Here is a 25047-nt window from a genome sequence, read left to right as displayed (position 1 = left end):
CTCGGATTACAGGATGTAGCGGCTCAGGTCCTCGTCGCGCGCCAGTTCGCCCAGGCGTTCCTCGACGAAGTCGGCATCGAGCGAGAGGGTCTTCGACTCGCCGCTCGCTTCGAAGCTCAGTTCCTCGAGCAGGTGCTCCATGACCGTGTGCAGGCGGCGGGCGCCGATGTTCTCGGTGCGGTGATTCACCTCGAAGGCGATCTCGGCGATGCGCCGGATCGCGTCATCGGTGAATTCGATCGACAGGCCATCCGCGGCCAGCAGCGCGGTGTGCTGGCGCGTCAGCGCGGCATCCGGTTCGGTGAGGATGCGGACGAAATCGTCGCTGGAAAGCGCTTCGAGCTCGACCCGGATCGGCAGGCGGCCCTGCAGTTCGGGGATCAGGTCCGAGGGGCTGGCGACGTGGAAGGCGCCGGAGGCGATGAACAGGATGTGGTCGGTGCGCACCATGCCCACCTTGGTGTTGACGGTCGAGCCCTCGATCAGCGGCAGCATGTCGCGCTGCACGCCCTCGCGCGATACCTCGCCGCCCCCCTGTTCGGCGCGCTTGGCGACCTTGTCGATCTCGTCGATGAAGACGATGCCGTTCTGCTCGACGCGCTCGGCCGCCTCGGCCCGGATCTCCTCTTCGTTAACGAGATTCGCGGCCTCTTCCTCGGTCAGGGCCGACAGGGCCTCGGCGACCGTCATGCGTCGGGTCTGGGTCTTGTCCTGGCTCATGTTCTGGAACACCGAGCGCAGCTGGCTGGCCATCTCCTCCATGCCCGGCGGGGTCATCACGTCGATGCCGGCCGGGGTCTGGCGCAGTTCGATCTCGACCTCGCGGTCATCCATCTCGCCGCGGCGGATCTTGTCGCGAAACTTCTCGCGGGTGTTGCGGTAGGCCTCCTGGCCGTGGCTGTCGTCGCTCTGCCACGGGTCGCGCGGGGCCGGCAGCAGCGCGTCTAGCACGCGGTCCTCGGCGGCCACCTTGGCGCGGTCCCGCACCTCGACCATGGCCTCCTGGCGCACCATCTTCAGCGCGTATTCGGCGAGATCACGGATCATCGATTCGACGTCGCGGCCGACGTAGCCGACCTCGGTGAACTTGGTTGCCTCGATCTTCAAAAACGGGGCGTTGGCAAGCCGGGCCAGGCGGCGGGCGATCTCGGTCTTGCCCACGCCGGTGGGGCCGATCATGAGGATGTTCTTGGGCGTGATCTCGCTCTTGAGCGGTTCGTCGACCTGCTGGCGACGCCAGCGATTGCGCAGGGCGATTGCCACCGCCTTCTTGGCGGCGTGCTGGCCGACGATGTGCTTGTCGAGTTCGGAGACGATCTGTGCAGGTGTCAGGTTCATCAGTCGAGTTCTTCGATGGTGAGCTTGTGGTTGGTGTAGATGCAGATATCCCCGGCAATGTGCAGGGCGGTTTCCACCGTTTCGCGCGCCGGGAGGTCCGAGTGGCGCATCAGGGCGGTGGCGGCCGATTGGGCGTAGGCGCCGCCCGAACCGATCGCGATCAGCGCGTCTTCGGGTTCGATCACGTCGCCGTTACCGCTGATGGTCAGCATGGCGTTGCGGTCGGCGACCACCAGCATCGCCTCCAGCCGGCGCATCATTCGGTCGGTGCGCCAGTCCTTCGCCAGTTCGACGGCCGAGCGCAGCAGATTGCCGCTGTATTTCTCCAGCTTGGCCTCGAAGCGTTCGAACAGGGTGAAGGCATCGGCGGTCGCACCGGCGAAGCCGGCGATCACCTTGCCGTCGTACAGGGTGCGTACCTTGCGGGCGTTGCCCTTGACCACGGTGTGGCCGAGCGTGACTTGGCCGTCGCCGCCGATGACGGTCTGGCCGTTTTTGCGCAGGCAGAGGATGGTGGTGCCGTAAAGGGTTTCTTCGTGGTGAGCCATGGAAGCGATCGGGTCCGGTTGATGGGTGGGCCGATAGGGCGTTCTGAAGGGAGGACAGTGTAGGCGATGGCTGGGCTTTTCAACCCGGCTTGTCGCCGCTCGGGGTGTCGTCCCCGGTTTTGTCCCGGCCGTGGCGCATGGCGCGCGGGTGGGCGCGCTCGTAAACGCCCATCAGATGCTGGAAATCGAGGTGGGTATAGATCTGGGTGGTCGAGAGGCTCTCGTGTCCCAGCATCTCCTGGACGGCGCGCAGGTCACCCGAGGATTCCAGCACGTGGGTGGCAAAGGCGTGTCGCAACTGGTGGGGATGCAGTGGGGCGTCGAGTCCGGCCTGGCGCGAGGCGCGGTTGAGGCGCAGCTGCACCGAGCGGGCCGACAGTCGCCGGCCGCGGTCGTTGATGAACACGGCCGTGGTGCCGGCCCGATCCCATTCGCGACGGGCGGTCAGCCAGTCCTGCATCGCCGCGCGGGCCTGGCGACCGACCGGCACGATGCGGGTCTTGTCGCGTTTGCCGGTCACGCGTGCCTGACCGGCAGCCAGGTCGAAGTCGGTCAGGTCGAGGCCGACCACTTCGGCCAGTCGCAGGCCACTGCCGTAAAGCCATTCGAACAGGCAGCGATCCCGCAAGGCGCGGATCTGCACCGCGCGCTGCCGTGCCGCGGTTTGGTGCTGCTTGTCCGTGGGGCTGGCTGTCGACCCGTTCGGGCCGTCGAGCAGGCGGGTCAGTATTTCGACATCGGGGGCATCCGGCAGGCGTCTGGCTGCCTTGGGCGCCTTGAGCAACAGCGGATCGGCCGGGCAGTCGAGGTCAAGCTGTTGCCAGAAGCCCAGCAGACGCTTGACGGCGCTGACGTGGCGGGCGATCGAACGGGGCGATTGGCCGGCGCGGGCCAGCTCGGCGAGAAAACGGCGTAGCGACCGATCGTCGACCGCGGCACTCGAGTCGATGCCAAGGGTGTTGAGATGGTCGGCCAGCCGCGCCCACGAGGCCTGGTAGGCCTTGCGGGTGAGCGGATTGAGTCGGTGGTCGGCGGCCAGTGCCTCGGTCGCCCGATCGAAGGCCGTTTTCAGCGGGGCGGCGGGCACGGTGGATCAGTGGCGGTCGTTGTCGCTCGCGGCTTGCTCGAGAAATGCGCCGGCGAGTTCGCCGATCTGTTCGAGAAAGTGCGTGCCCTGGGCGGGATTGAAGCCATCCGGCAGGCGGCGGCCCAGCGCGATGATGTGCCGGGTGGGGCCAGCCACCGGGGTCGGTACGGCGATCAGCGCCACCGAACCGGTCTGCGGCAACGCATCACCGAACAGGCTTTCACGCACCGTGTCGTGCGGGCGCCCGCAGAACGGGGTGGGGTTGTCCAGCCAGCCGGCCAGCAGCTTGCGGGTATCGCCGTCGAGATCGGCCAGCGGGACGACTCGACAGGTGTCGATCTCGAAGTCGGCCTGGATCTGTGTTTCCAGCGTCGCCGGGGAGCGATCCGTGGTGTTCAGCAGCCCTTCGCAGAAGCGGTGCAACAGGCGGTCGGCCTCGGCGTTGTCGGCGGCCACCTGGTGGAGCTGATCCAGGGCATGACGATGACGCAGGGCCTGACCGCGCCAGCGTCGCAGTTGCCAGTGGTGCAGGGAGACCACCGGTTGGGGCGGGCCGGGCAGTTCGATGTGATCGAGGATTTCCGGGTGCTCGAGGAACAGGTCCGGATGGGTGCGCAGGTAGGCGAGCACCGCCTCGGCGCTGGGTGTCTGCTGGGTGTCGACCTCGGTATCCGAGTCGGCAAGTTCGTAGGCCACGTTCTCGCTCATGCGTAATCCCTTGATGGTTATTGGCAGCAGGCGCCTCTCCGGGCGCTTCCGCGCGAATCCGATGCCGTCGGGGGCAAACCTTGGGGCAAGCCTCGCAAACGGGTCGGATTCCGGCAGACCTTTCAAGCATCTACCTTACCCCCGCGTGCCGGGCTCGGCAATGCAGCGGCGACGCCGTCATCCGGCCGGGTCGATCGGGACCTCGCCATCGAAGACGAAGGTGGCCGGCCCGGTCATGAACAGCGAGTCGTCCTCGCGGCCGGACCACTCGATCGACAGCGTCCCGCCGCGCAGGTCGACCCGACAGGGCGACTCCAGTCGCCCGGCATGAATGCCGGCGGCGACGGCGGCGCAGGCACCGGTGCCGCAGGCCAACGTCTCGCCGGCGCCGCGCTCGAACACCCGCAGGCCGATGTGATCGGGACGATGCTGCTCGACGAAACCGACATTCACGCGGCGCGGGAAGGCCGGGTGCGACTCGAGCGCCGAGCCGACCGCTTCGATCGGGAAGCCCTCGAGATCCCCGACCTGAACGACCGCGTGCGGATTGCCCATCGAGACGGCCTCCAGCGTGACCTGATCCAGGCCGCCGGGCTTTCCGCTGAGCATCAGGGTGTAGGGCGATTCGCTGGCCGTGATCGGCGGCTTGAACGGAATCGCCTCGGGGGCGAATCGGGGCCGGCCCATGTCGACCCGGACGCGGTCGTCTTCGGTCAGGTGCAACACGATCGGCCCGCCGGCGGTCTCGACACGGATGTCGCGCCGGTCGGTCAACCCGCGCTCGGCCACGTACCGCGCGAAGCAGCGCGCGCCGTTGCCGCACTGTTCCACTTCGCCGCCATCGGCATTGAAGACCCGGTAGCCGAAATCGGCTTTCCTGCCGCTCGGCGGTTCGATCAGCAGCAACTGGTCGAAGCCGATGCCGAAATGCCGATCGGCCCAGCCTTGAATGCGCGTTGGGGTCAGCCAGTCGGCGACCGGCAGGCGGCGGCTGACGGCATCGACCACCATGAAGTCGTTGCCCAGTCCGTGCATCTTGGTGAAAGCCAGCCGTTGGGCCATGGAATCCCTCGTCGTGATTGGGTGTCGTTTGGTGCCAATTCTATCACCCGAGGCCGTCGGCCGGGGCGTGAAACCCGGCTGATTCGAGTGGGTTGCGGGGGGCGTGAGGCGCAAAAAAACCCGCCACGATCGTGGCGGGTTGGTGGGTGGGGGCGTGCCGGGAGGTCAGCTGTCGGTGGCCGGCCCGGCCTGGCTGCCCTTGTCCTTGCCCAGCTGACGGATCCGCTGGGTGTGGAGGTCATCGTCATGCTCTTCCATCTTCCACGGCAGGATGGCCGGGGAGGTGTGCAGGAAGTGCATGTACTTCTCGAACTGGTCGAGGATGTCGCTGATGACGGTCTCCCGGTCGTAGCCGTAGATATTGTAGGAGCGACCACCCCGACGCAGGTAGACCTCGGCGCGGTAGTAGTGGCTGTCGCCGTCGAGCGATCGGTCCTGCTCCGGGAAGGCGAAGCCCGGCTTGGCATAGCCGCGCAGGCGTACCTCGTAGATGAACTCCATCGTACCGGGCTTGGTGACGTTGATATGCGCGCGGCAGCGCTCCTCGTCGAAGTCGGAGCCGACCGGCCAGCCCTGGGTCTTCAGTTCCTCACTCACCTGCTGCATCGCCTCGACCACGTCGTTGCGGATGAACGCGGCGACTGGCTCGCGCTTCGGGAAGCTGACCATGTTGGTCACGCGCTTGCGCCAGTTGTCGACCCCGCCGAGGCTGCCGTGACGACCGGCATTCATGTGGTGCTGCAGGCTGACCTCGCGATGCCCCTCGATCTGCAACGCGCGCCACATGCCCACCGCAGCGATCAGCATGATGATCGCGAACGGCAGGGCGGCAGTGATCGAGGCCGTCTGCAGGGCACCCAGCCCGCCGGCGAGCAGCAGCACCGAGGCGACCACGCCCTCGAGCACGGCCCAGAACACCCGCTGGAGGGCCGGTGTCTGGATCGCGCCACCGGAGGCCAGCGAGTCGATCACCAGCGAGCCGGAGTCCGAGGAGGTCACGAAGAAGGTGATGATCAGCACGATCGTCAGGAAGGAGATGATCGGCGTGAGCGGCAGCATCTCGAACAGCTTGAACAGGGCGATGGCCTTGTCCGTCTGCACCTGGCCGATCAGGGCCTCGGCCCCCTCGTGCATGATCGCGTTGAGCGCGGTGTCACCGAAGACGGTGAACCAGAAGAAGGTGAAGATGGTCGGCACGAACATCACGCCCAGCACGAACTGGCGGATGGTCCGCCCGCGGCTGATCTTCGCGATGAACAGCCCGACGAACGGCGCCCAGGCGATGGTCCAGCCGAAGATGAACAGGGTCCAGTTGCCGATCCAGTCGCTCGACTCGTAGGCCTGCAGGCTGAAGGTGCGCTCGACGATATTCGACAGATAGAAGCCGGTATTCTCGACGAAGGCCTCGAGCAGGAAGACGGTCGGCCCCATCAGGAACACGAACAGCACCAGGGCGATGGCCATGATCATGTTCAGCTGCGACAGGCGCTTGATCCCCTTGTCCATGCCGGCGACCACCGAGACGGTCGCCGCGGCCGTGATCACGGCGATCGCGATGATCTGCACCGTGGTGTTGACCGGGATGTTCGGCCACAGGTAGTTCAGGCCGGCGTTGATCTGCGCCACCGATAGGCCCAGCGTGGTGGCGATGCCGAACATGGTGCCGAGGATGGCGAACACGTCCACCGTGTGGCCGATCGGGCCGTGGATGCGTTCGCCGATCAGCGGGTAGAGCGCCGAGCGCATCGACAGTGGCAGCCCGTGACGGAAGGCGAAGTAGGCCAGTACCAGGCCGACCAGGCCGTAGATGGCCCAGATGTGAAAGCCCCAGTGGAAGAACGCGATCTGCAGCGCCTGCTTGGCCGCATCGATGGTCTCGGCCGACCCGTTGGGTGGGCTGGCGAAGTGGAGCACCGGCTCGGCGACGCCGAAGAACAAGAGCGCAATGCCGTAGCCGGCCGAGAACAGCATGGCGAACCAGGCCGGGAAACTGTATTCGGGCTCGGAGTGGTCCGGGCCGAGCTTGATATTCCCCCAGGGCGAGACGGCCACGGCGATGAAGAAGACCAGGAAGATGGCCACGGCCAGCATGTAGAACCAGCCGAAATCGCTGGTGATCCAGTCCAGGACCCGGGCGAAGATGTCCCCGGCGCGATCGGGGTTGATCACCGTGCCGATGACCAGCAGCGCGATAACGATCACCGCGGGCAGAAAGACCGGCATCAGCAGCGTCGTGCGCTTGCCGGCAGTGGGGGTGGTGCTCATGGAGGCTCCTTGCATTCTCGTTCGTTCTTATACGTGGTGTCGCGGAATGCCCGAGTAGGGGACTCGGCGACCAGGACCCCGTAGGTATATCACCCAGACCGTGTTTTTGCTGATCTTCACGGCCACGAGCCGTTTGTTCGGGCCGTTTTGGCGGCGCCGGTGCCGACTTTTGGTTTTTTCTGCCTCGGTTGGTTGGGCTTTTGTGATTACCGGGTTTTGACGGGGTCGTGCCTCGCTAGCGTTCTGTATACATAAGAGTGTCTTTGATAGATCCGGCGCGGGGTGCTGAACGTCCTGAGAGGGCCTGTTTATCCCCCGTCAAAGGCGTCCTAGGGAGGGATGTCGGGTGCGCCGTTTCCGTATACCAGGGCAAGTCTGGCACGTCGCTCACCGATGCCACCGGGGCGAGGTGGGAGGGTGCATCCACGTTTGCGCGGCATGTCCGAGCTTGCGTTGACAGTTCCTTCGGTCACTTATTCCATCAAAGGGATTGGCACTCTAAGGCGGAAGTGGGCGGGTTTGAATGGAGTTTGTATCGTAATATCAATTGGTTGAGATGGACCGGCTGCTGTTGGCTACCTGGTGGTTGGATTGTTTGACTCGCCAAGAAAAGGGTGGTCAGCTCCAGCATATTCTAATGGACTGATGGTTGAGGTTGTCACGGATGGACGACGCACTCACACGGGGCGCACTCGCGCCCTCCCGTGGGATCTCTCTGATCTCTATCTTCTTGGTATGGCTGTCCGACGGCCATTCGGCTGGGTGGCATTGTCGCCATGCGCGGCGCGTTCGCCGCCCGGTGTGCGTTGGATCTCAGCAAAGCCGCGCGCCGATCATCGACGTGATGCAAGCCGATGGTTCGCGAACCTTGTTGTATATCGATCTCAACATGGTCCGTGCCGACCAGGCTGCCCATCCCGTGGAATGGGAAGCCTGTGGTTACCTCAAGATTCTGTCGCCGCCATGCCGCTATCGGGTTATCGATTCACAGACACTGCAACAAACGTTGGGTATTGATGGCAGTGCCCAGTTGCGCACAGCGCGTCCGGCATGGGTCGAGCAGGCCCTGGCGGAGGATCGTATGCAGAGGGACTCTTGATGGTCCGAGCACCTGACGGCGGGCAGTAAGCCGTTCATGGAAGAAGTCCAGGGGTAGATGGGCCCGGAAGCGCACACAAGGCGAGTTGAGCCGGCCCGCGAGACGACATGGTTACGCGATTCGTTCGGCACCTACATGCCCAATTCCAACCTGGAAATTGGCCGCTTAAAAGAGGAATAACTGGTGTTTTCTGGTCCTTTATCTCAGCCTGTCAATGAACTGAAGAGCAGTTCCGACCCCACTTATCCGAGCACGTATCATACGTCCGACCCTGACCGGGAAGATTTTGGTGTCCCTATTCGGATATCACATAGTCAAGTTACAGGTTGATAGTAATGGTTAAAAACATTCTTAATTATTTCCACTTGGTCTTTGTGGAGCGCGCCCTCCGGAACCGTGTTTCCATACTTATGTATTGGTTTTCAGGTTTTTTCCTTCTTTTGGCTGTCATTTGGGCTATCGATGCTCTGAATGCTGTTCCGGGTCTGGACGAGATGGATGTAACCACGGGTGTTGTGAAAGAAGTCAATCTTCGGTGGCAAACGAGGTGCGGCGCGAATATTCATTTGGCGCTGGACGATGGGGAGATCGTCAAATTCCATGGTTGTCTTACAAACGAGCAACAGGCGCTTATTTTAGGCGAGCGTGTGAAGATTTGGAGCCAGCCTTATGTTGATTTTTTTTACGGCTCTACTGACTACCTGAATCAAATCAAAGTGGGCGAAAATTTGGTCAAGGATTGGTCCGAAATAAAGCCTCATCGAGTTCGCAGTTACAAATCCATTCCCGTAGAAATGACTGTTTTTTTTGTTCTCGCGCTGCTGCCAATCGTATACGTCTGGTTTAAGCACAGGCGTGGTCCCGATCAGCAAGGTGGCGGGGTCGGGCCAGGATAATCCTGCCGCCTTCCGGTGCGCGCTGGCTGTGTGTTTGTGGTCGCACTACCGCATGGCGGGCGATCCCCATGCGCTCCTTTTTGATCATACATTTAACCGGAGATTCGACATGGGCATAAGCCAAGCGCTCATCGATTGGCAGGAAGGCGTACCCGGCCGCACGGAAAGACAAGCTGCTGACCATGGTTGCATCCACGCTCCGTTCGCGAGTGAGCGAGGTACGGGACCAGTTGGCCGGCTGCGGCCGGACATCGCATCGGACCTTCGGCGTGGGGGCAGGGCATGCAGGCGAACGTTCATCGAATCTCTGTCTGGGAAAGCGCGGTGATCCGTTGCTCCAGCAAGGCCCGGGATGCCATGAGCCAGCCATGGCGAATTTCAAGGTCGTCATTCGGGAAGGGGCAGTGATGAAAAGGGAATCAACATCGTTGAGCCGTTTGTCGCGCATCGTGCGGGCCGCACAGTTGCTCTTTGTGCTTGTCCAACTGGTTATCGTTCCGACCGCAATGGCTGGCAAATACCCCTATGCAGAATTCAAGGATACGGTTGACTATGAGGCCTTGGAAATACTTAAAAAACACGGTGTGCCCGTGGCGCATGATCGTGAAAGCCCTTGGTTTGCAATTTCAGGAGTTCCGGGCAGTTACACCATTTGGCTATACCAATCCGACGAAATCCCTCAACCGGCAGTATTGGAAATCGTGAACCTGTGCATGGATTTCTACGAGCAGCGTGGACGCGAGGAGCGTTTCCGCATCGTGATGTACCGGGAATCGCAGGAGGAATGGCGCAAGTCATTGTTCCTCGGTATTGGTGCGCTTGCGGGCATCAAACCCTATTTTGAACTTACCATAGGGAGGAAACGCTGATGAGCAACGGTGACGGGGTCGGACCTGGCTAACCTGCTGTCTTCGCGAGTTTTTCGCTTGGAAAACTTGGCGCTGAGCGCATTTAGAGTGTCGATCCCGTCGCCGCAAATGATGCGCTAGGAAGGGTGTGTGATGCTGCGCGTCCAGGGTTTCGTCGTGCGATGCATCATCATCCATCGCTGTCGGTGTTGAGGGTTTCTGCTTACTTTCCTTCCCCGTGCCGACAGCGTTCGGCTACCCGCTTCTCGTGGCGCGCTAGCGTTCTGGTCGACGCGATATGTGCTGGCGACCAGGTCCGACCTGTCGCTTCCATGGCCGAAAAGCTTCGCGCCAGGTTGCGGGAGTTCGAGGTGGCGGGACGGGCCCGGAAGGCGGAAATCGACGGGAAAGGCTTGGGGCGGTGACGATCAAGGTACACGGCCTCCTGCTGGCGAGGATGTTTCGCACGAGCCGACCCTGAAGGCCCCGTGTCGGCAGGGGCGACGGATTTGCCGATTTGGCTCGGTCCGAAGGGCATTTGTGTTTATACTGCGCGCCTTATTTCAACCCCTTGGACCCGTTTTTGTGATCGCCAATCTCCGTAATATCGCCATTATCGCCCACGTTGACCACGGCAAGACCACGCTGGTCGACCGCCTGCTGCAGCAATCCGGCACCCTCGATGCCCGCACCGATCACGGTGAACGGGTCATGGACTCCAACCAGATCGAGAAGGAGCGGGGCATCACGATCCTGGCCAAGAACACCGCGATCAAATGGCAGTCCCCCGAGGGCGAGGACTGGCGCATCAACATCGTCGACACGCCGGGACACGCCGACTTCGGTGGTGAGGTCGAGCGGGTCATGTCGATGGTCGACTCGGTGCTGCTGCTGGTCGACGCCGTCGACGGCCCCATGCCGCAGACGCGCTTTGTCACCCAGAAGGCCTTCGAGCACGGCTTGAAGCCGATCGTCGTGATCAACAAGATCGACCGTCCGGGTGCGCGTCCCGACTGGGTCATCAACGAGGTGTTTGACCTGTTCGATCGCCTCGGTGCGACTGACGACCAGCTCGATTTCCCGATCGTCTACGCCTCGGCGCTTAACGGCTACGCCGGCCTCGAAGACGATGTCCGCGACGGCGACATGACCCCGCTGTTCGAGACGATCACCAAGCGCGTTCCGGCACCGGACGTCGATCCGGACGGTCCGTTCCAGATGCAGGTGTCCAGCCTCGATTACAACTCCTACGTCGGCGTGATCGGCGTCGGCCGGATCAAGCGCGGCCGGGTCAAGACCAACACCCAGGTCAAGATCGTCGGGCGCGATGGCGAGGTCCGTAGTGGCCGTATCCTGCAGATCATGGGCTTCCACGGCCTCGATCGTGTCGAGGTCGATTCGGCCCAGGCCGGCGACATCATCGCCTTCTCCGGCGTCGATCCGCTCTACATCTCCGACACGCTCTGCGACCCGGAAAACGTCGAGGCACTGCCGGCGCTCACCGTCGACGAGCCGACCGTCTCCATGACCTTCCAGGTCAACACATCGCCGTTCGCCGGCCGTGAGGGCAAGTACCTCACCAGTCGCCAGATCCGCGAGCGCCTCGAGCGTGAGCTGGTGCACAACGTGGCACTGCGCGTCGAGCAGGGCGACGATCCGGACAAGTTCCGTGTCTCCGGTCGCGGCGAGCTGCACCTGTCGGTGCTGATCGAGAACATGCGCCGTGAGGGCTACGAGCTGGGCGTCTCGCGTCCGGAGGTCATCGTCCGCGAGGTCGACGGCGCCAAGCAGGAGCCCTACGAGCAGCTGGTCGTCGACATCGAGGAGCAGCACCAGGGCGGCGTGATGGAAAAGATCGGCGAGCGCCGTGGCGAGATGCGCAACATGGAGCCGGACGGCCAGGGCCGCGTGCGCCTGGAGTTCATCATCCCGTCGCGCGGGCTGATCGGCTTCCGCACCGAGTTTTTGACCGCCACCCAGGGCAGCGGCCTGCTGTTCTCGGTGTTCGATCACTACGGCCCGTACCAGCCGGGCATGGTCGGCCAGCGCAACAACGGCGTACTGATCGCCTCGGACACCGGCAAGGCACTGGCCTATGCGCTCTTCAACCTGCAGGACCGCGGCCGCCTGATGATCGGTCACAGCGACGAGGTCTACGAAGGCCAGGTCGTGGGGATCCACGCCCGCGACAACGACCTGACCGTCAACGTGCTCAAGGGCAAGAAGCTGACCAACGTCCGTGCCGCCGGTACCGACGAGGCGCTCACCCTGACCCCGCCGATTCGCTACACGCTTGAGCAGGCGCTGGAATTCATCGACGATGACGAGTTGGTCGAGGTCACCCCCGCGTCGGTTCGCATCCGCAAGAAGTTCCTGACCGAGAACGAGCGCAAGCGCGCCGGCCGAGGCTCCTGATCGCGGATTTGATGGCGGGTGCCGGCTCGGGCCGGCACGGTTCCACGCGGCGCGTCATTGAGCCCGGGGTGCGCCGCATTGAGCCGGGGTGCACCGCATTGAGAGAGGCAAGCGATGTTTGACAACCTTTCCAAGCGACTCGGTGGGCTGCTCGATGGCCTGAAGGGCCAGGGGCGTCTGACCGAGGACAACATCAAGGATGCCCTGCGCGAAGTGCGCATGGCGCTGCTGGAGGCCGACGTGGCCCTGCCGGTGGTGCGCGAGTTCATCAAGGACGTGCGCGAGCGGGCGGTGGGCGCCGAGGTGGCCAAGAGCCTCCAGCCGGGCCAGGTGTTCGTCAAGATCGTCAACGACGAACTGACGCGCCTGATGGGCTCGGAGAACGCCGAGCTCGACCTGGCTGCGCGTCCGCCGGCGGTGATCTTGATGGCGGGCCTGCAGGGCGCGGGCAAGACCACCACCGCGGGCAAGCTCGGCCGCTGGCTCAAGAACAACCAGAAGAAAAAGGTGCTGGTCGTCTCCGCGGACGTCTACCGTCCGGCGGCGATCGACCAGCTCGAGACGGTGGCCAAGCAGGTCGGCGTCGACTTCTTCCCGTCCTCGAGTGACCAGGATCCGGTCGAGATCGCCAAGGCCGCCCGTAAGGAGGCCGAGCTCAAGTTCTACGACGTGCTGATCGTCGACACGGCCGGTCGCCTGCACGTCGACGAGGAGATGATGGGCGAGGTCGCCCGTATCCACGGCGCGATCGACCCGATCGAGACGCTGTTCGTCGTCGACTCGATGACCGGTCAGGACGCGGCCAACACCGCCCAGGCCTTCCACGAGCAGCTGCCGTTGACCGGCGTGATCCTGACCAAGGCCGATGGTGATGCCCGCGGTGGCGCGGCGCTGTCGGTGCGTCACGTCACCGGCAAGCCGATCAAGTTCCTCGGTGTGGGCGAGAAGCTCGACGCCCTCGAGCCGTTCCATCCCGACCGGATCGCCTCGCGCATCCTCGGCATGGGCGATGTCGTCTCCCTGGTCGAACAGGCGCAGGAGACCGTCGATGCCGACAAGGCCAAGGCGCTGGCCGACAAGGTGCGCTCCGGCAAGGGCTTCACGCTCGAGGACATGCGTGACCAGTTCGGCCAGATGCTCAAGATGGGCGGCATGGGCGGCCTGATGGACAAGCTGCCGGGCATGGGCAAGCTGGGCGCCGATGCGCAGAAGCACATCGACGACAAGGACATCAAGCGCATGATGGCGATCATCGACTCGATGACGCCGGGTGAACGCCAGCGCCCCGACATCATCAAGGGGTCGCGCAAGCGTCGGATCGCGAACGGTTCGGGCATGCAGGTGCAGGACGTCAACCGGCTCCTGAAGCAGTATCGCGACATGCGCGACATGATGAAGAAGCTGTCCGGCGGCGGCATGAAGAAGATGATGCGCGGCATGAAGGGGCGCATGCCGGGCCTGCCGTTCTGACGACGGGCGATCGAACCGCCGGGTGCGCTTTGGGCGCGCTCGACGCTTCGGTATACTGCCCCGCTTTGGGCGAACATCCGGCGAGAGTGGCGGAATTGGTAGACGCACTGGTTTTAGGTACCAGCGCCTGACGGCGTGAGAGTTCGAGTCTCTCCTCTCGCACCATATCCCGATAGGCGTTCCGCGCACCGATGGCGGGACGAGCAACATTCAGACATTCTTTTTTTGAGGTACGACATCCATGCAGGTTGAATTGCAACCGGCCGAAGGCCTGACCCGTCGCCTGGCGATCGAGGTCCCCGCCAACGAGATCGACGAGCAGGTCGAGAAGCGTCTCAAGGACATGCGCGGTCGCGCCCGCATCGACGGCTTTCGTCCCGGCAAGGCGCCGCTGTCGGTCATCCGGATGCAGTATGCCGGCCGGGTCCGCGATGACGTCATCGGCGACGTCATGGGCCAGAGCTTCCAGCAGGCCGTTCAGGAAAACGACCTGCGCGTTGCCGGCCAGCCGAGCATCGAGTCGATCGAGAACAACAAGTCCGGCGAGCCGCTGAAATTCACCGCGGCGGTCGAGGTCTACCCGGAGATCGAACTGGGTGACCTGTCCAAGCTCAAGGTCGAGACCGTCACCAGTGAAGTGGCCGACGAGGATGTCGACGAGATGATCGACACCCTGCGCAAGCAGAACGCCGACTGGAAGAAGGTCCGCCACAAGGCACGCAAGGGCGAGAAGGTCACCATCAACTTCGTCGGCAAGATCGATGGCGAAGCGTTCGAGGGCGGCTCGGCCGAGGGCGTCGAGGTGATCCTGGGCGAAGGGCAGATGCTGCCGGACTTCGAGAAGGGCCTGAAAGGCATCAAGCCGGGCGAGCCGGTCACCATCGAGGTGAACTTCCCTGAGGACTACCAGGCCGAACAGCTGGCGGGCAAGACCGCCGAGTTCGAGATCGAGGCGACCCAGGTCGAAGAGCAGGTGCTGCCCGAGGTCGACGACGAGTTCGCCAAGAAATTCGGCGCCGATTCGGCCGACAAGCTGCGCGACGACGTGCGCGACAACATGGAGCGCGAACTCAAGCAGACCATCCGCCGTCGCAACAAGGACCGCACCATCGAGGCGCTGACCGAGTCGCTCGAGTTCGACGTGCCGTCCTCGCTGATCGACGACGAGTCGGTCTCGATGCGCGACCAGTTCGTCCGCAACCAGATGCCGGATGCCGACCCGGCCATGCTCGACGCCTCGTTGTTCAATGAGCAGGCCGAGAAGCGCGTGCGCATGGGTCTGGTGATCATGGAAGTGGTCAAGGAAGCCGACCTCAAGCCGGAAGACGAGCGCGTCGATGCGTTCATCAACGAGATCGCCGCGGCCTACGACGAGCCGGAACAGGTGGTGGCCCACTACAAGGGCGACCATCAGATGATGAGCAATGCCCGTACCGTGGTCCTTGAAGAACAGGCGGTCGAGCATATCCTTGGCAAGGCCAAGGTCAGCGAGAAGAAGGTCCCCTTCAAGGAACTGATGAACCCGCAAGGCTGAGACCCGGCGGCACCATCTGATTGCTGACAGGAATCTGGCCGCCCTCGAGGCGGCCGAACCGTTTATACCGAGGTGATGAATGAAAGAGGCGTTTGAAAGCCACCATGGCGGCCAACCGGAAATGAATGCCCTGGTACCGATGGTCGTCGAGCAGAGCTCCCGGGGCGAGCGCGCCTACGACATCTACTCGCGCCTGCTCAAGGAGCGGGTGATCTTCGTTGTCGGTCCGATCGAGGACCAGATGGCCAACCTGATCGTTGCCCAGCTGCTGTTCCTCGAGTCGGAGAACCCGGACAAGGACATCCATCTCTACATCAACTCGCCGGGTGGCGTGGTGACGGCCGGCATGGCGATCTACGACACCATGCAGTTCATCAAGCCGGACGTCTCGACCCTGTGCATCGGCCAGGCGGCCAGCATGGGCTCGTTCCTGCTTGCCGGCGGGGCGGAAGGCAAGCGCTACGCCCTGCCCAACTCGCGCATCATGATCCACCAGCCGCTGGGCGGCTTCCAGGGTCAGGCCTCGGACATCAAGATCCACGCCGAGGAGATCATCAAGCTGCGTGAGCGTCTCAACGGCATCCTGTCGCACCACACCGGCCAGAGCCTCGAACAGCTCGAGCGCGATACCGATCGGGACAACTTCATGACGGCCGACCAGGCTTGCGACTACAATCTGGTCGACAAGGTGCTTACCAGCCGTCAGAAGGCCGGCAAGGCGGACTGATCCCGACTAATCCAGGCCGTCTGCGACCGTTTACCGGCGGCGACCCCATTCAGTCGATCGGCCGATCCGGATAACGCTCGGCCGCACCGACCCACGAGGTTCGACGAGAACAGCCATGGCTGAGAAGACGAAAGACACGCAGGATCTGATCTGCTCGTTCTGCGGCAAGAGCCAGGACGAGGTCAAGAAACTGATCGCTGGTCCGAACATCTACATCTGCGACGAATGCGTCGAGTTGTGCAACGACATTCTGCGTGAAGAAGTGGAAGCCGAGGGCGAGAATGGTCCGGAGCGACTGCCGACCCCGCACGAGCTGGTCGCTGCGCTTGACGAGTACGTGATCGGCCAGATGACCGCCAAGCGTGCACTGGCGGTCGCGGTCTACAACCATTACAAGCGCCTGAACCTGTTTGGCGAGCGTCGCCGCGACGCGGAGGATGACGGCGTCGAGTTGTCGAAGTCGAACATCCTGCTGATCGGCCCGACCGGCTCGGGCAAGACCCTGCTGGCGCAGACGCTCGCTCGCGTGCTGGACGTGCCGTTCACCATCGCCGATGCGACCACGCTGACCGAGGCGGGCTACGTCGGCGAGGACGTCGAGAACATCCTGCAGAAGCTCCTGCAGCGTTGCGACTACGACGTCGAGAAGGCCCAGCACGGCATCATCTACATCGACGAGATCGACAAGATCACCCGCAAGTCGGAAAACCCGTCGATCACGCGTGATGTGTCCGGCGAGGGCGTGCAACAGGCCTTGCTCAAGATGATCGAGGGCACCGCGGCCTCGGTCCCGCCGCAGGGCGGGCGCAAGCACCCGCAGCAGGAATTCGTCCAGATCGACACCAGCAACATGCTGTTCATCGTCGGTGGGGCGTTTGCCGGCCTGGAGCAGATCATCCGCCAGCGGGTCGAGAGGGGCGGCATCGGCTTTTCCGCCGAGGTGAAATCCGAACTCGACCAGAAGGCCACCGACGAGCTGATGAACCAGATCGAATCGGAGGACCTGACCCGCTTCGGCCTGATCCCCGAGTTCATCGGCCGCCTGCCTGTCATTGCCACGCTCACCGAGCTCGACGAGGAGGCGCTGATCCGCATCCTGACCGAGCCGAAGAACGCCCTGACCAAGCAGTACGAACGTCTGTTCGAGATGGAGGACGTCGAGCTCGAATTTCGCGAGGATGCCCTGCGCGAGATCGCCAAGAAGGCGATCCGCCGGCGCACCGGGGCGCGCGGCCTGCGCACGATCATGGAGCACATCCTGCTCGACACGATGTACGAGGTGCCCTCCCTGTCCAACGTCGAGAAGGTCGTGGTGGACGGCGCGGTGGTCCGCGCCGAGTCCGAGCCCTATCTCGTCTACGGCAAGGCAGAGTCCGGCAGCAAGGCGGACGTGGATGCCGACGAGACGGCCACCAAGCACGACAAGGCCTCCTCGGATCGCTGATCCGTCGGTTGGCCCGGCCGCGATCTTTTGCACCCCGGCTGGTCCGGGGTGTTTTCGTGTGCGCGCCGGATTGTTCTCGCGAGAGGACGGTTTCCTGACAGAGTGCGCTTGAAAAGCTATTCTCCGGTCATACGTCAGGGACAAGCGATCCGCGCGTTCCGGTGCGGCCGATCATCCGAATACACCGCCATCACGGCGTTACAGGTATACCCCTATATGAGTCACAACGAACAAACGTCTGCCGTCATCCCGGGTTCGCCGCGTCAGGTCGACGTGCTGCCGCTGCGCGATGTGGTCGTCTACCCCCACATGGTGATCCCGCTGTTCGTCGGCCGGCCGAAATCGGTGGCCGCGCTCGACGAGGCGGTCAAGGGCAGCAAGCAGTTGCTCCTGGTCGCTCAGCGGGATGCCGAGAACGACGACCCGAGCGTCGGTGACCTGCACCAGGTCGGCACGCTCGCCTCGATCCTGCAATTGCACAAGCTCCCCGACGGCACCATCAAGGTACTGGTCGAGGGCATCGAGCGGGTCGAGCTCGACCGCGTGCACGAGCTCGATGGGCACCTGACGGCCGAGGTCCATGCGATCGAGTCCACCTCGGAGACCGACGAGCGCGAGGTCGAACTCGAGGCGCGGGCCCTGCTCAATCAGTTCGAGAGCTACGTGAAGCTCAACAAGAAGACCCCGCCAGAGGTGCTGACCTCGCTGTCGGGTATCGACGATGTTTCGCGCCTGGCCGATACGATCGCCGCGCACATGGCCCTCGGCCTGGAAGAGAAGCAGGCGATTCTCGAGACCATCGACCTGCATCAGCGCATCGAGCGGCTGATGATGCTGATCGAATCCGAGATCGACACGCTGCAGGTCGAGCGTCGTATCCGTGGTCGCGTCAAGCAGCAGATGGAGAAGAGCCAGCGCGAGTACTACCTCAACGAGCAGATGAAGGCCATCCAGAAGGAACTGGGCGACCTTGAGGATGGCGGCAACGAGCTCGACGATCTCGAAAACAAGATCGAGAAGGCCGGCATGACCAAGGAGGCGCGCGAGAAGGCGAAATCCGAGCTCAACAAGCTCAAGATGATGTCGCCGATGTCCGCGGAGGCCTCGGTGGTGCGCAGCTACCTCGACTGGATGGTCTCGGTGCCGTGGAAGAAGCGCACCCGCATCAAGCACGACCTCGAGGCCGCCGAGGCCGTACTCGAGGCCGATCACTTCGGCCTGGAGAAGGTCAAAGAGCGGATCATCGAATACCTCGCGGTCCAGACCCGCGTGCGCAAGATGGCCGGCCCGATCCTGTGTCTCGTCGGCCCGCCGGGCGTGGGCAAGACCTCGCTGGGTCAGTCGATCGCCAAGGCGACCAACCGCAAGTTCGGCCGCATCGCCCTGGGTGGCGTGCGTGACGATGCCGAGATCCGTGGTCACCGCCGGACCTACGTTGGCGCGCTGCCGGGGCGCATCGTCCAGGCGCTGTCCAAGGTCGGCACCAAGAACCCGCTGATCCTGCTCGACGAGATCGACAAGATGGCCTCCGACTTCCGTGGCGATCCGGCCGCCGCCATGCTCGAGGTGCTCGACCCCGAGCAGAACAAGGCCTTCGCCGATCACTACATGGACGTCGATATCGATCTGTCCGAGGTGATGTTCGTCTGCACGGCGAACAGCTACAACATCCCCGGCCCGCTGCTCGACCGGATGGAGACCATCCGCATCGCCGGCTACACCGAGGACGAGAAGACCGAGATCGCCAAGCGTTATCTCCTGCCCAAGCAGATCAAGGCCAACGGCCTGAAGGACGGCGAGCTCACGGTCAGCGACAACGCCATCCGCGACATTATTCGTCATTACACCCGCGAGGCGGGCGTGCGCAATCTCGAGCGCGAGCTGGCGAAGATCTGCCGCAAGGTGGTGCGCGAGTTGATCACTGCCAAGGACAAGAAGGGGGTCTCGGTCACGCCCAAGAACCTCGACAAGTACCTGGGTGTGCAGCGTTTCGACTTTGGTCGCGCCGAGGAGACCGACCAGGTGGGTCAGGTCACGGGGTTGGCGTGGACCGAGGTGGGCGGCGACCTGCTGACCATCGAGGCGACCACGGTGCCGGGCAAGGGCAACCTCAAGTACACCGGCAAGCTCGGCGAGGTGATGCAGGAGTCCATCCAGGCCGCGCTGACGGTCGTGCGCGCCCGTGCCGATACCCTGGGTATCGATCCGGACTTCAACCAGAAGAGCGACATCCACGTGCACGTGCCGGAAGGCGCGACCCCGAAGGATGGCCCATCGGCAGGCAGCGCGATGTGCACCGCGATTGTCTCGGCCCTGACCGGTATCCCGGTCAAGGCGTCGGTCGGCATGACCGGCGAGATCACCCTGCGCGGCGAGGTCTTGCCCATCGGCGGCCTCAAGGAAAAGCTCCTGGCAGCGCAGCGTGGCGGCATCGAGACGGTGCTGATCCCCGAGCAGAATCGCAAGGATCTCGCCGAAATTCCCGACCAGATCAAGAAGAAGCTCGACATTCGTCCGGTGCGCTGGATCGACCAGGTGCTCGAAGCGGCGCTCGTGCGCATGCCGATGCCCAACGAGACCACGCCGTCCGGCGATGTGGGCCTGATCGAGAAGAAAAAGCGCGGCGGCAAGGGCAAGAACCTGGCGCACTGAGTGGGTGTCGATCGTTCGTGACGCTACATTTCGCGCCAGAAAGCCCATTGCGCGGGCGATTTGCGTGTTGACACGCCGAAGGTCGCACTTGTATAACTGTTTTCGCTGTTTCCGTGCGGTGGCCAGCTGCGCCGCGTCCTGACGCTGACGCGCGGTGAGCCGGGACCCGAACAGACATTTTTTTCACCAAGGGATGACAAGGTATGAACAAATCTGAACTGATCGATGCGATGGCCGATAACGCTGGCATTTCCAAGTCGGCGGCCGCGAGTGCCCTGGATGGCTTCATCGATGCCGTTGGTGGCGCGCTGAAGAAGAACGACCAGGTCACGCTGGTAGGCTTTGGCACCTTCCTGGTTCGCGAGCGTGAGGCCCGGACTGGCCGCAACCCGCGCACTGGCGAGACGATCAACATCAAGGCCTCCAAGCTGCCGTCGTTCAAGGCAGGCAAGGGCCTCAAAGACGCGGTCAACTGATCGATCCGAACGGAATAGTTGCGGGATGCGGGCCGGCATGACGGCCTGACACCCGATCAGGAGGGGCGGCAACGCCCCTTTCTTTTTGCCTCTCTCTTTTGCCTGGCGCATGGGCGGGAGCCGACGCGGGGTCAGTGCCCCGGTCGACATCCCGGCGGCACCAGGTTGCCGGCATGGGTTGGTGGCATCAGCCCTGCTATCATGCCGCTCGATTTGCGCCGAATACCGTGCCGTCGCGGTGACGGCTGCGCCCCACACCACCAAGACAGACCCGAAGCGGGAGTGACGTAGACATGTTGATGGATATCCGCGAGAAGATTCGCGGCTGGCTGGCTTATGTAATCGTTGGTTTGATCAGCATCCCGTTCGCGTTGTGGGGTGTGGGCGAGTACCTGGGTGGCGGCAAGGACACGCTGGTCGCCGAGGTCGAGGGCGAAGAGATCACCGCCCGTCAGCTGGACCAGGCCTTCAGCGAGCGTCGTCAGCAGTTGATCGCTCGCAGCGATCGGCAGATCACCGCCGAGATGATCCAGCAGATGGGGCTCAAGCGTCAGGTGCTCGACCAGATGATCAACGAGCGCCTGCTGGTTCAGTTCACCCGTGAACAGGGCTACACGGTGCCCGACGGTCTGGTGGCCGCCACGATTCGCGGTATCTCCGCCTTCCAGCGCGACGGGCAATTCGATCGCGAGGCCTACGAACGTCGCCTCGCCCAGCAGGGCATGTCGGTCGACCAGTTCGAGAACGACGTGCGGCGCGACCTGCTGTTCAACACCCTCGACAATGCGCTGGTGGGCAGTGCCTTCGTCACGGAACCCGAAGTGCGCCAGCTGGTCGCCCTGCGTGACCAGTCGCGTGAGATCGGGCTGGTGCGTATCGATCGCGAGGCGGTCGCTGCCAACATCGATGACCCCGACGAGTCGACCCTCAAGGCTTACTACGACGAGCGCGTCGACACCTTCCAGCGTCCCGAGCAGGTCAAGTTGGCCTATGTCGAGATCACGCCGGAGAAGCTTGCGGCCTCGCAGGAGGTCAGTGAGGCGGCCCTGCAGTCCGCCTACGAGGACTATCGCGACCGTCAGGCCGCCGAGGCCGTTCGCCGCGCCCGTCACATCCTGATCCAGCTGCCCGGCGATGCCGATGCCGCTACGGTCGACAAGGCACGTGAGCGTCTGGAAGCGGCTCGCGAGGCGATCGACTCGGGTGAGGCCACCTTCGAGGAAAAGGCCGCCGAGCTGTCGGATGACGGCAGCACCCGCGATAGCGGCGGCGATCTCGGTCGTGTCGGCGAGGGCGATATCGCCGAATCCTTCGATCGCGCCGTTGCCGAACTGGGCGAGGGCGAAATCAGCGAGCCGGTGCGCACCCGCTTCGGCTGGCACCTGATCCAGGTCTACGAGGTCAGTCAGGCCGAGGTGCCGCCGCTGGAAGAGGCGCGGGGCGAGTTGATCGAGCAACTCAAGCAGGACGCCGCCGAGCGTGCCTACTATGACGCCGCCGAGCAACTGGCGAGCGTGAGCTACGAGCAGCCCGACAGCCTGGTGCCGGCCGCCGAGGCCGTTGGCCTGGAGATCGAGACCAGTGACTGGATCAGCCGAGGGGCCGGAGACGGCATCGGCGAGCGTCGCGCCGTGCGCGAGGCCGCGTTCGGGGAGGCCGTGCTCGAGGAGCGTTTCAATAGCCAGCTGATTGACCTGGACAACAGCCACGCCGTGGTCCTGCGTGTCGAGGAACATCGCGACGCCCAGCCGTTGCCGTTCGAGGAGGTTCGCGATCAGGTGGTCGCGCAATGGCGCGCCGAGCAGGTAGAGACGGCGATCGCCGAGCTGGCCGAGTCGATCGAATCCGATCTCGCCGCGGGCAAGAGCCCGGCCGAGCGTGTGGACGAGGTCGATGCGGCCAGCTGGACCCCGGCGCAATGGTATGGCCGGGCCGATGCCAGCGACGCGATGCCTGCCGACGCCCTGTCGGCCGCCTTTGGTCTGACCAGGCCGGGCGACGAGGCGTTGGCCACCACGACGGCTCGCCTGGCCGATGGTGACACCGCCGTGGTCGTTCTCAGCAGCGTCCGCGCCGGTGAGCCGGCCGAACTGGATGCCGAGACCCGCAACCTCCTGGCCGGTCAGTTGGAGAACAATCAGGCCAACCGTCTGATCGATGCCTTCATGCGCTCGTTGCGCGCTGAGGCAGACGTCGAGATTCGCGACCACGCCTTCGATTGACGGCAACCGTCCACGCCCGCCGTCAGGGTGATGGGCGAGCAGGAGTGATTGCATGGCCTTGCACTGGCAGATCCTGACCGCGCTGGCGGCGGCCTTCCTGGTCGGCGCCGTGTTCGGCACCGAGGCGGCCGGCCTCCCGCTGCTGGCCGTCTACGATTTCGTCGGCGGCCTGTTCCTCGACGCGCTCAAGATGCTGATCGTGCCGTTGATCACCGCCTCGATCATCACCGGCGTGGCAAGCATCGGCAGTGCCGGCGGGGTCGGCATGATGGCGGGCCGCACGGTTATCTACTACCTGTTCTCGACCACCCTGGCCGTCACCACGGCCCTGATGGTGATGAACCTGTTCCAGCCCGGGATTTCCGGCGGCCAGCCGCTGTCGGAAACCGTTGCCCTGCCGCCGATCGGTGACGAGGTCAGCGGCCGGCTGGAGGGCAAGGAGCTGTCCGAGTTCTTCAACATCCTGCGCGACATGGTGCCGTCCAACATCGTCCAGGCCGGTGCCGAGGCCCAGATGTTGGGCCTGATCTTCTTCTCGGTGCTGTTCGGCATCGCCCTGACCCGCGCGACCTCGCCGGGGATGCAGACGGTCAAGGATTTCTGGGCCGGCGTGCAGGACGTGATGATCCAGATCACCCACTGGGTGATGAAGACCGCGCCAATCGGCGTGTTCGCGCTGGTGGCCGGCGTGATCGCCGAAAGCGGCCTGTCGGTAATCCTGCCACTGATCGACTTCTTCCTGGCCGTGGTCATGGGGTTGGCGATTCACGCCCTGGTGGTGTTGCCACTGGTGCTGTGGCTGGTCACCCGCCGATCGCCGATCCGGTTCATCCGGGCGATCTGGCCGGCCCTGCTGGTCGCCTTCTCGACCAGTTCGTCGGCCGGCACCCTGCCGGTCACCCTGCAGGCGCTGACGCAACGGGCCGGCGTGTCACGCGAGACCTCCTCGTTCGTGCTGCCGTTGGGCGCGACCATCAACATGGACGGCACGGCGCTCTACGAGTGCGCCGCGGTGCTCTTCATCGCCCAGGCCTACGGCGTGGACCTCTCCTTGTCGATGCAGGTGCTGATCGTGGTGCTGGCGCTGGTCACCTCCATCGGCGTTGCCGCCGTGCCGTCGGCCAGCCTGGTCGCGATTGCCCTGATTCTCGGGGTGCTCGGCCTGCCGCTGGAGGCGATGGGGTTGTTGCTGGTGGTCGATCGCCTGCTGGACATGCTGCGCACCTCGGTCAACGTCTACAGCGACGCTACCGGCGCAGTGATCATCGCCAAGCTACGTGGCGAGGATCGTATCCTGATGGACACGCGATCAGATGGGGGAGACGTGACGGGAGAGCCTGCCGTGAGTGGCGAGCGGGGCTGAAGCCGCCGGTTGAATCAAGGGCGTGCCGCGCGTCCCTAGCGGTCCCTTGGTGGGGCTAAGCTTGTCCCAACAAAAAGCCCGCCAGTGATGGCGGGCTTTCTTCGTTCGAGACGACAGGCTCGTCAGCCGACTCGCTGTCAGTACTCCAGGCTTTCCAGGTCGATGGTATCGAAGTTGCGGTCGTCGACCTCGACGCTCTCCTGAATGTTCCAGAGGTTGTATTCCGGGATCGCCCAGAGCGCGGCGAGGAAGGCCACCACCAGGATGACCTGCCACCACTTGATTCGCTGGATCGGTTCGAGCTGCTTGATGCGGCAAGCGCCGCCCGGGCAGAGTTGCGCCTGCTTGCCGGTGAGCACGTTGTAGGCCACGCAGCCCAGACAGATGCCGAAGGCCGATTCGAAGGCCAGGAACAGCAGGCAGGCGGAACAGCCGATCAGGTTCATCAGGCCGGTGTTCGCCTCGATGAACACCACCCAGATCATGACCGCCGCGATGAGCAGGCCGATGCTCCATGCAACCCGCTTCTGCGGTGCCCCGACGTATTCGACCTCCTGATTGCGCGTAATCAGGCGTCCCATGATCATGAACGGTGCGTACTGAGGGTTGACCAGCACGCGGATGCCGAACTCCACCGTGAAGGCGAGGATCAGCAGGCGTTCCCACATGAAATCGCCGGTGAGGAACCCCTGGGCGAAGGCAAAGCCAGCGAATAGGGCGAGCAGGCCGGCGGCGGCGCGGGCCTCGCGCTCGTTGATTACCCGTACGGGATATTCGTCGACTTGTTCACCAAAATGAAAGACCTTGCGGATGCCGGTATCCATGTTCCCTGTCTCCTCCAGTATGTCCTGATTCACTGATATTCGTGTACGGAGATGGTGGTGGCGGGGAAA

Annotated in this window: 19 protein-coding genes and 1 tRNA gene; 13 read left to right on the top strand and 7 right to left on the bottom strand. The window is 63.7% G+C overall.

Features of this window, described 5'->3' with window-relative positions; all coding sequences use genetic code 11:
* Window positions 1–6 precede the first annotated feature (6 nt).
* The 6 genes from hslU to SR882_RS08550 all read right to left on the bottom strand — a co-directional run bounded on the left by hslU (window position 7) and on the right by SR882_RS08550 (window position 7008).
* Entirely contained in the window at window positions 7–1341 is a 1335-nt protein-coding gene (gene hslU / locus SR882_RS08575) for an ATP-dependent protease ATPase subunit HslU (RefSeq protein ID WP_322522408.1), read from the bottom strand.
* Complete coding sequence (hslV, locus tag SR882_RS08570) at window positions 1338–1886, bottom strand: ATP-dependent protease subunit HslV (protein ID WP_322520834.1); 549 nt, start codon at window positions 1884–1886, stop codon at window positions 1338–1340. Before hslV ends, hslU begins: the two co-directional genes overlap by 4 nt.
* A gap of 79 nt (window positions 1887–1965) precedes the next feature.
* Window positions 1966–2973, bottom strand: coding sequence for a tyrosine recombinase XerC (locus tag SR882_RS08565; protein WP_322520833.1), 1008 nt, complete (start codon window positions 2971–2973; stop codon window positions 1966–1968).
* A 6-nt stretch (window positions 2974–2979) separates the two neighbouring features.
* The gene (locus SR882_RS08560; RefSeq protein ID WP_322520832.1) at window positions 2980–3681 is read right to left on the bottom strand and encodes a DUF484 family protein; all 702 of its coding nucleotides are present in this window, start codon (window positions 3679–3681) and stop codon (window positions 2980–2982) included.
* Window positions 3682–3858: 177 nt separating this feature from the next.
* Window positions 3859–4743 carry a diaminopimelate epimerase gene (gene dapF, locus SR882_RS08555; RefSeq protein WP_322520831.1) on the bottom strand — a complete coding sequence of 295 codons (885 nt, stop codon included), beginning with the start codon at window positions 4741–4743 and terminating at the stop codon, window positions 3859–3861.
* 165 nt (window positions 4744–4908) lie between these two features.
* Window positions 4909–7008, bottom strand: a complete 2100-nt coding sequence (locus tag SR882_RS08550) for a BCCT family transporter (RefSeq protein WP_322520830.1) — start codon at window positions 7006–7008, stop codon at window positions 4909–4911.
* 664 nt (window positions 7009–7672) lie between these two features.
* On the opposite strand from SR882_RS08550, the gene SR882_RS08545 reads away from it, so the two are divergent.
* From SR882_RS08545 to SR882_RS08485, 13 genes are all read left to right on the top strand, one after another.
* Window positions 7673–8107 (top strand): hypothetical protein, encoded by a 435-nt coding sequence (locus tag SR882_RS08545; RefSeq protein ID WP_322520829.1) that lies wholly within the window; start codon window positions 7673–7675, stop codon window positions 8105–8107.
* A 335-nt stretch (window positions 8108–8442) separates the two neighbouring features.
* On the top strand, window positions 8443–9003 hold the full coding sequence (locus tag SR882_RS08540) for a hypothetical protein (RefSeq protein WP_322520828.1): 561 nt from the start codon (window positions 8443–8445) through the stop codon (window positions 9001–9003).
* 368 nt (window positions 9004–9371) lie between these two features.
* On the top strand, window positions 9372–9872 hold the full coding sequence (locus SR882_RS08535) for a hypothetical protein (protein ID WP_322520827.1): 501 nt from the start codon (window positions 9372–9374) through the stop codon (window positions 9870–9872).
* Window positions 9873–10436: 564 nt separating this feature from the next.
* Window positions 10437–12266 (top strand): translational GTPase TypA, encoded by a 1830-nt coding sequence (gene typA, locus SR882_RS08530; protein ID WP_322520826.1) that lies wholly within the window; start codon window positions 10437–10439, stop codon window positions 12264–12266.
* A gap of 114 nt (window positions 12267–12380) precedes the next feature.
* Window positions 12381–13736 (top strand): signal recognition particle protein, encoded by a 1356-nt coding sequence (gene ffh, locus SR882_RS08525; protein ID WP_322520825.1) that lies wholly within the window; start codon window positions 12381–12383, stop codon window positions 13734–13736.
* An 80-nt stretch (window positions 13737–13816) separates the two neighbouring features.
* Window positions 13817–13901, top strand: a tRNA-Leu gene (locus SR882_RS08520).
* Window positions 13902–13977: 76 nt separating this feature from the next.
* Window positions 13978–15270, top strand: coding sequence for a trigger factor (gene tig, locus SR882_RS08515; protein WP_322520824.1), 1293 nt, complete (start codon window positions 13978–13980; stop codon window positions 15268–15270).
* A 79-nt stretch (window positions 15271–15349) separates the two neighbouring features.
* Window positions 15350–15997, top strand: coding sequence for an ATP-dependent Clp endopeptidase proteolytic subunit ClpP (gene clpP, locus SR882_RS08510; protein ID WP_322520823.1), 648 nt, complete (start codon window positions 15350–15352; stop codon window positions 15995–15997).
* Between the two features lie 115 nt (window positions 15998–16112).
* A complete protein-coding gene (clpX, locus tag SR882_RS08505; protein ID WP_322520822.1) occupies window positions 16113–17441 on the top strand; it encodes an ATP-dependent Clp protease ATP-binding subunit ClpX in 1329 nt (442 codons plus the stop codon).
* A gap of 216 nt (window positions 17442–17657) precedes the next feature.
* Complete coding sequence (gene lon, locus SR882_RS08500) at window positions 17658–20093, top strand: endopeptidase La (RefSeq protein ID WP_322520821.1); 2436 nt, start codon at window positions 17658–17660, stop codon at window positions 20091–20093.
* A gap of 203 nt (window positions 20094–20296) precedes the next feature.
* Window positions 20297–20569, top strand: a complete 273-nt coding sequence (locus SR882_RS08495; protein WP_322520820.1) for an HU family DNA-binding protein — start codon at window positions 20297–20299, stop codon at window positions 20567–20569.
* A 293-nt stretch (window positions 20570–20862) separates the two neighbouring features.
* Window positions 20863–22791 (top strand): SurA N-terminal domain-containing protein, encoded by a 1929-nt coding sequence (locus SR882_RS08490; RefSeq protein ID WP_322520819.1) that lies wholly within the window; start codon window positions 20863–20865, stop codon window positions 22789–22791.
* Window positions 22792–22843: 52 nt separating this feature from the next.
* Window positions 22844–24154 carry a dicarboxylate/amino acid:cation symporter gene (locus SR882_RS08485; protein ID WP_322520818.1) on the top strand — a complete coding sequence of 437 codons (1311 nt, stop codon included), beginning with the start codon at window positions 22844–22846 and terminating at the stop codon, window positions 24152–24154.
* A 137-nt stretch (window positions 24155–24291) separates the two neighbouring features.
* On the opposite strand, the gene SR882_RS08480 is transcribed toward SR882_RS08485, so the two are convergent.
* Window positions 24292–25011 carry a DUF4395 domain-containing protein gene (locus tag SR882_RS08480; RefSeq protein WP_322520817.1) on the bottom strand — a complete coding sequence of 240 codons (720 nt, stop codon included), beginning with the start codon at window positions 25009–25011 and terminating at the stop codon, window positions 24292–24294.
* Window positions 25012–25047 lie beyond the last annotated feature (36 nt).

It is taken from the genome of Guyparkeria halophila, from assembly GCF_034479635.1.
Lineage (GTDB): Bacteria > Pseudomonadota > Gammaproteobacteria > Halothiobacillales > Halothiobacillaceae > Guyparkeria > Guyparkeria halophila.
Note: the sequence above shows the minus strand (reverse complement) of the source record. Positions and strands in the feature narration are given on the sequence as shown.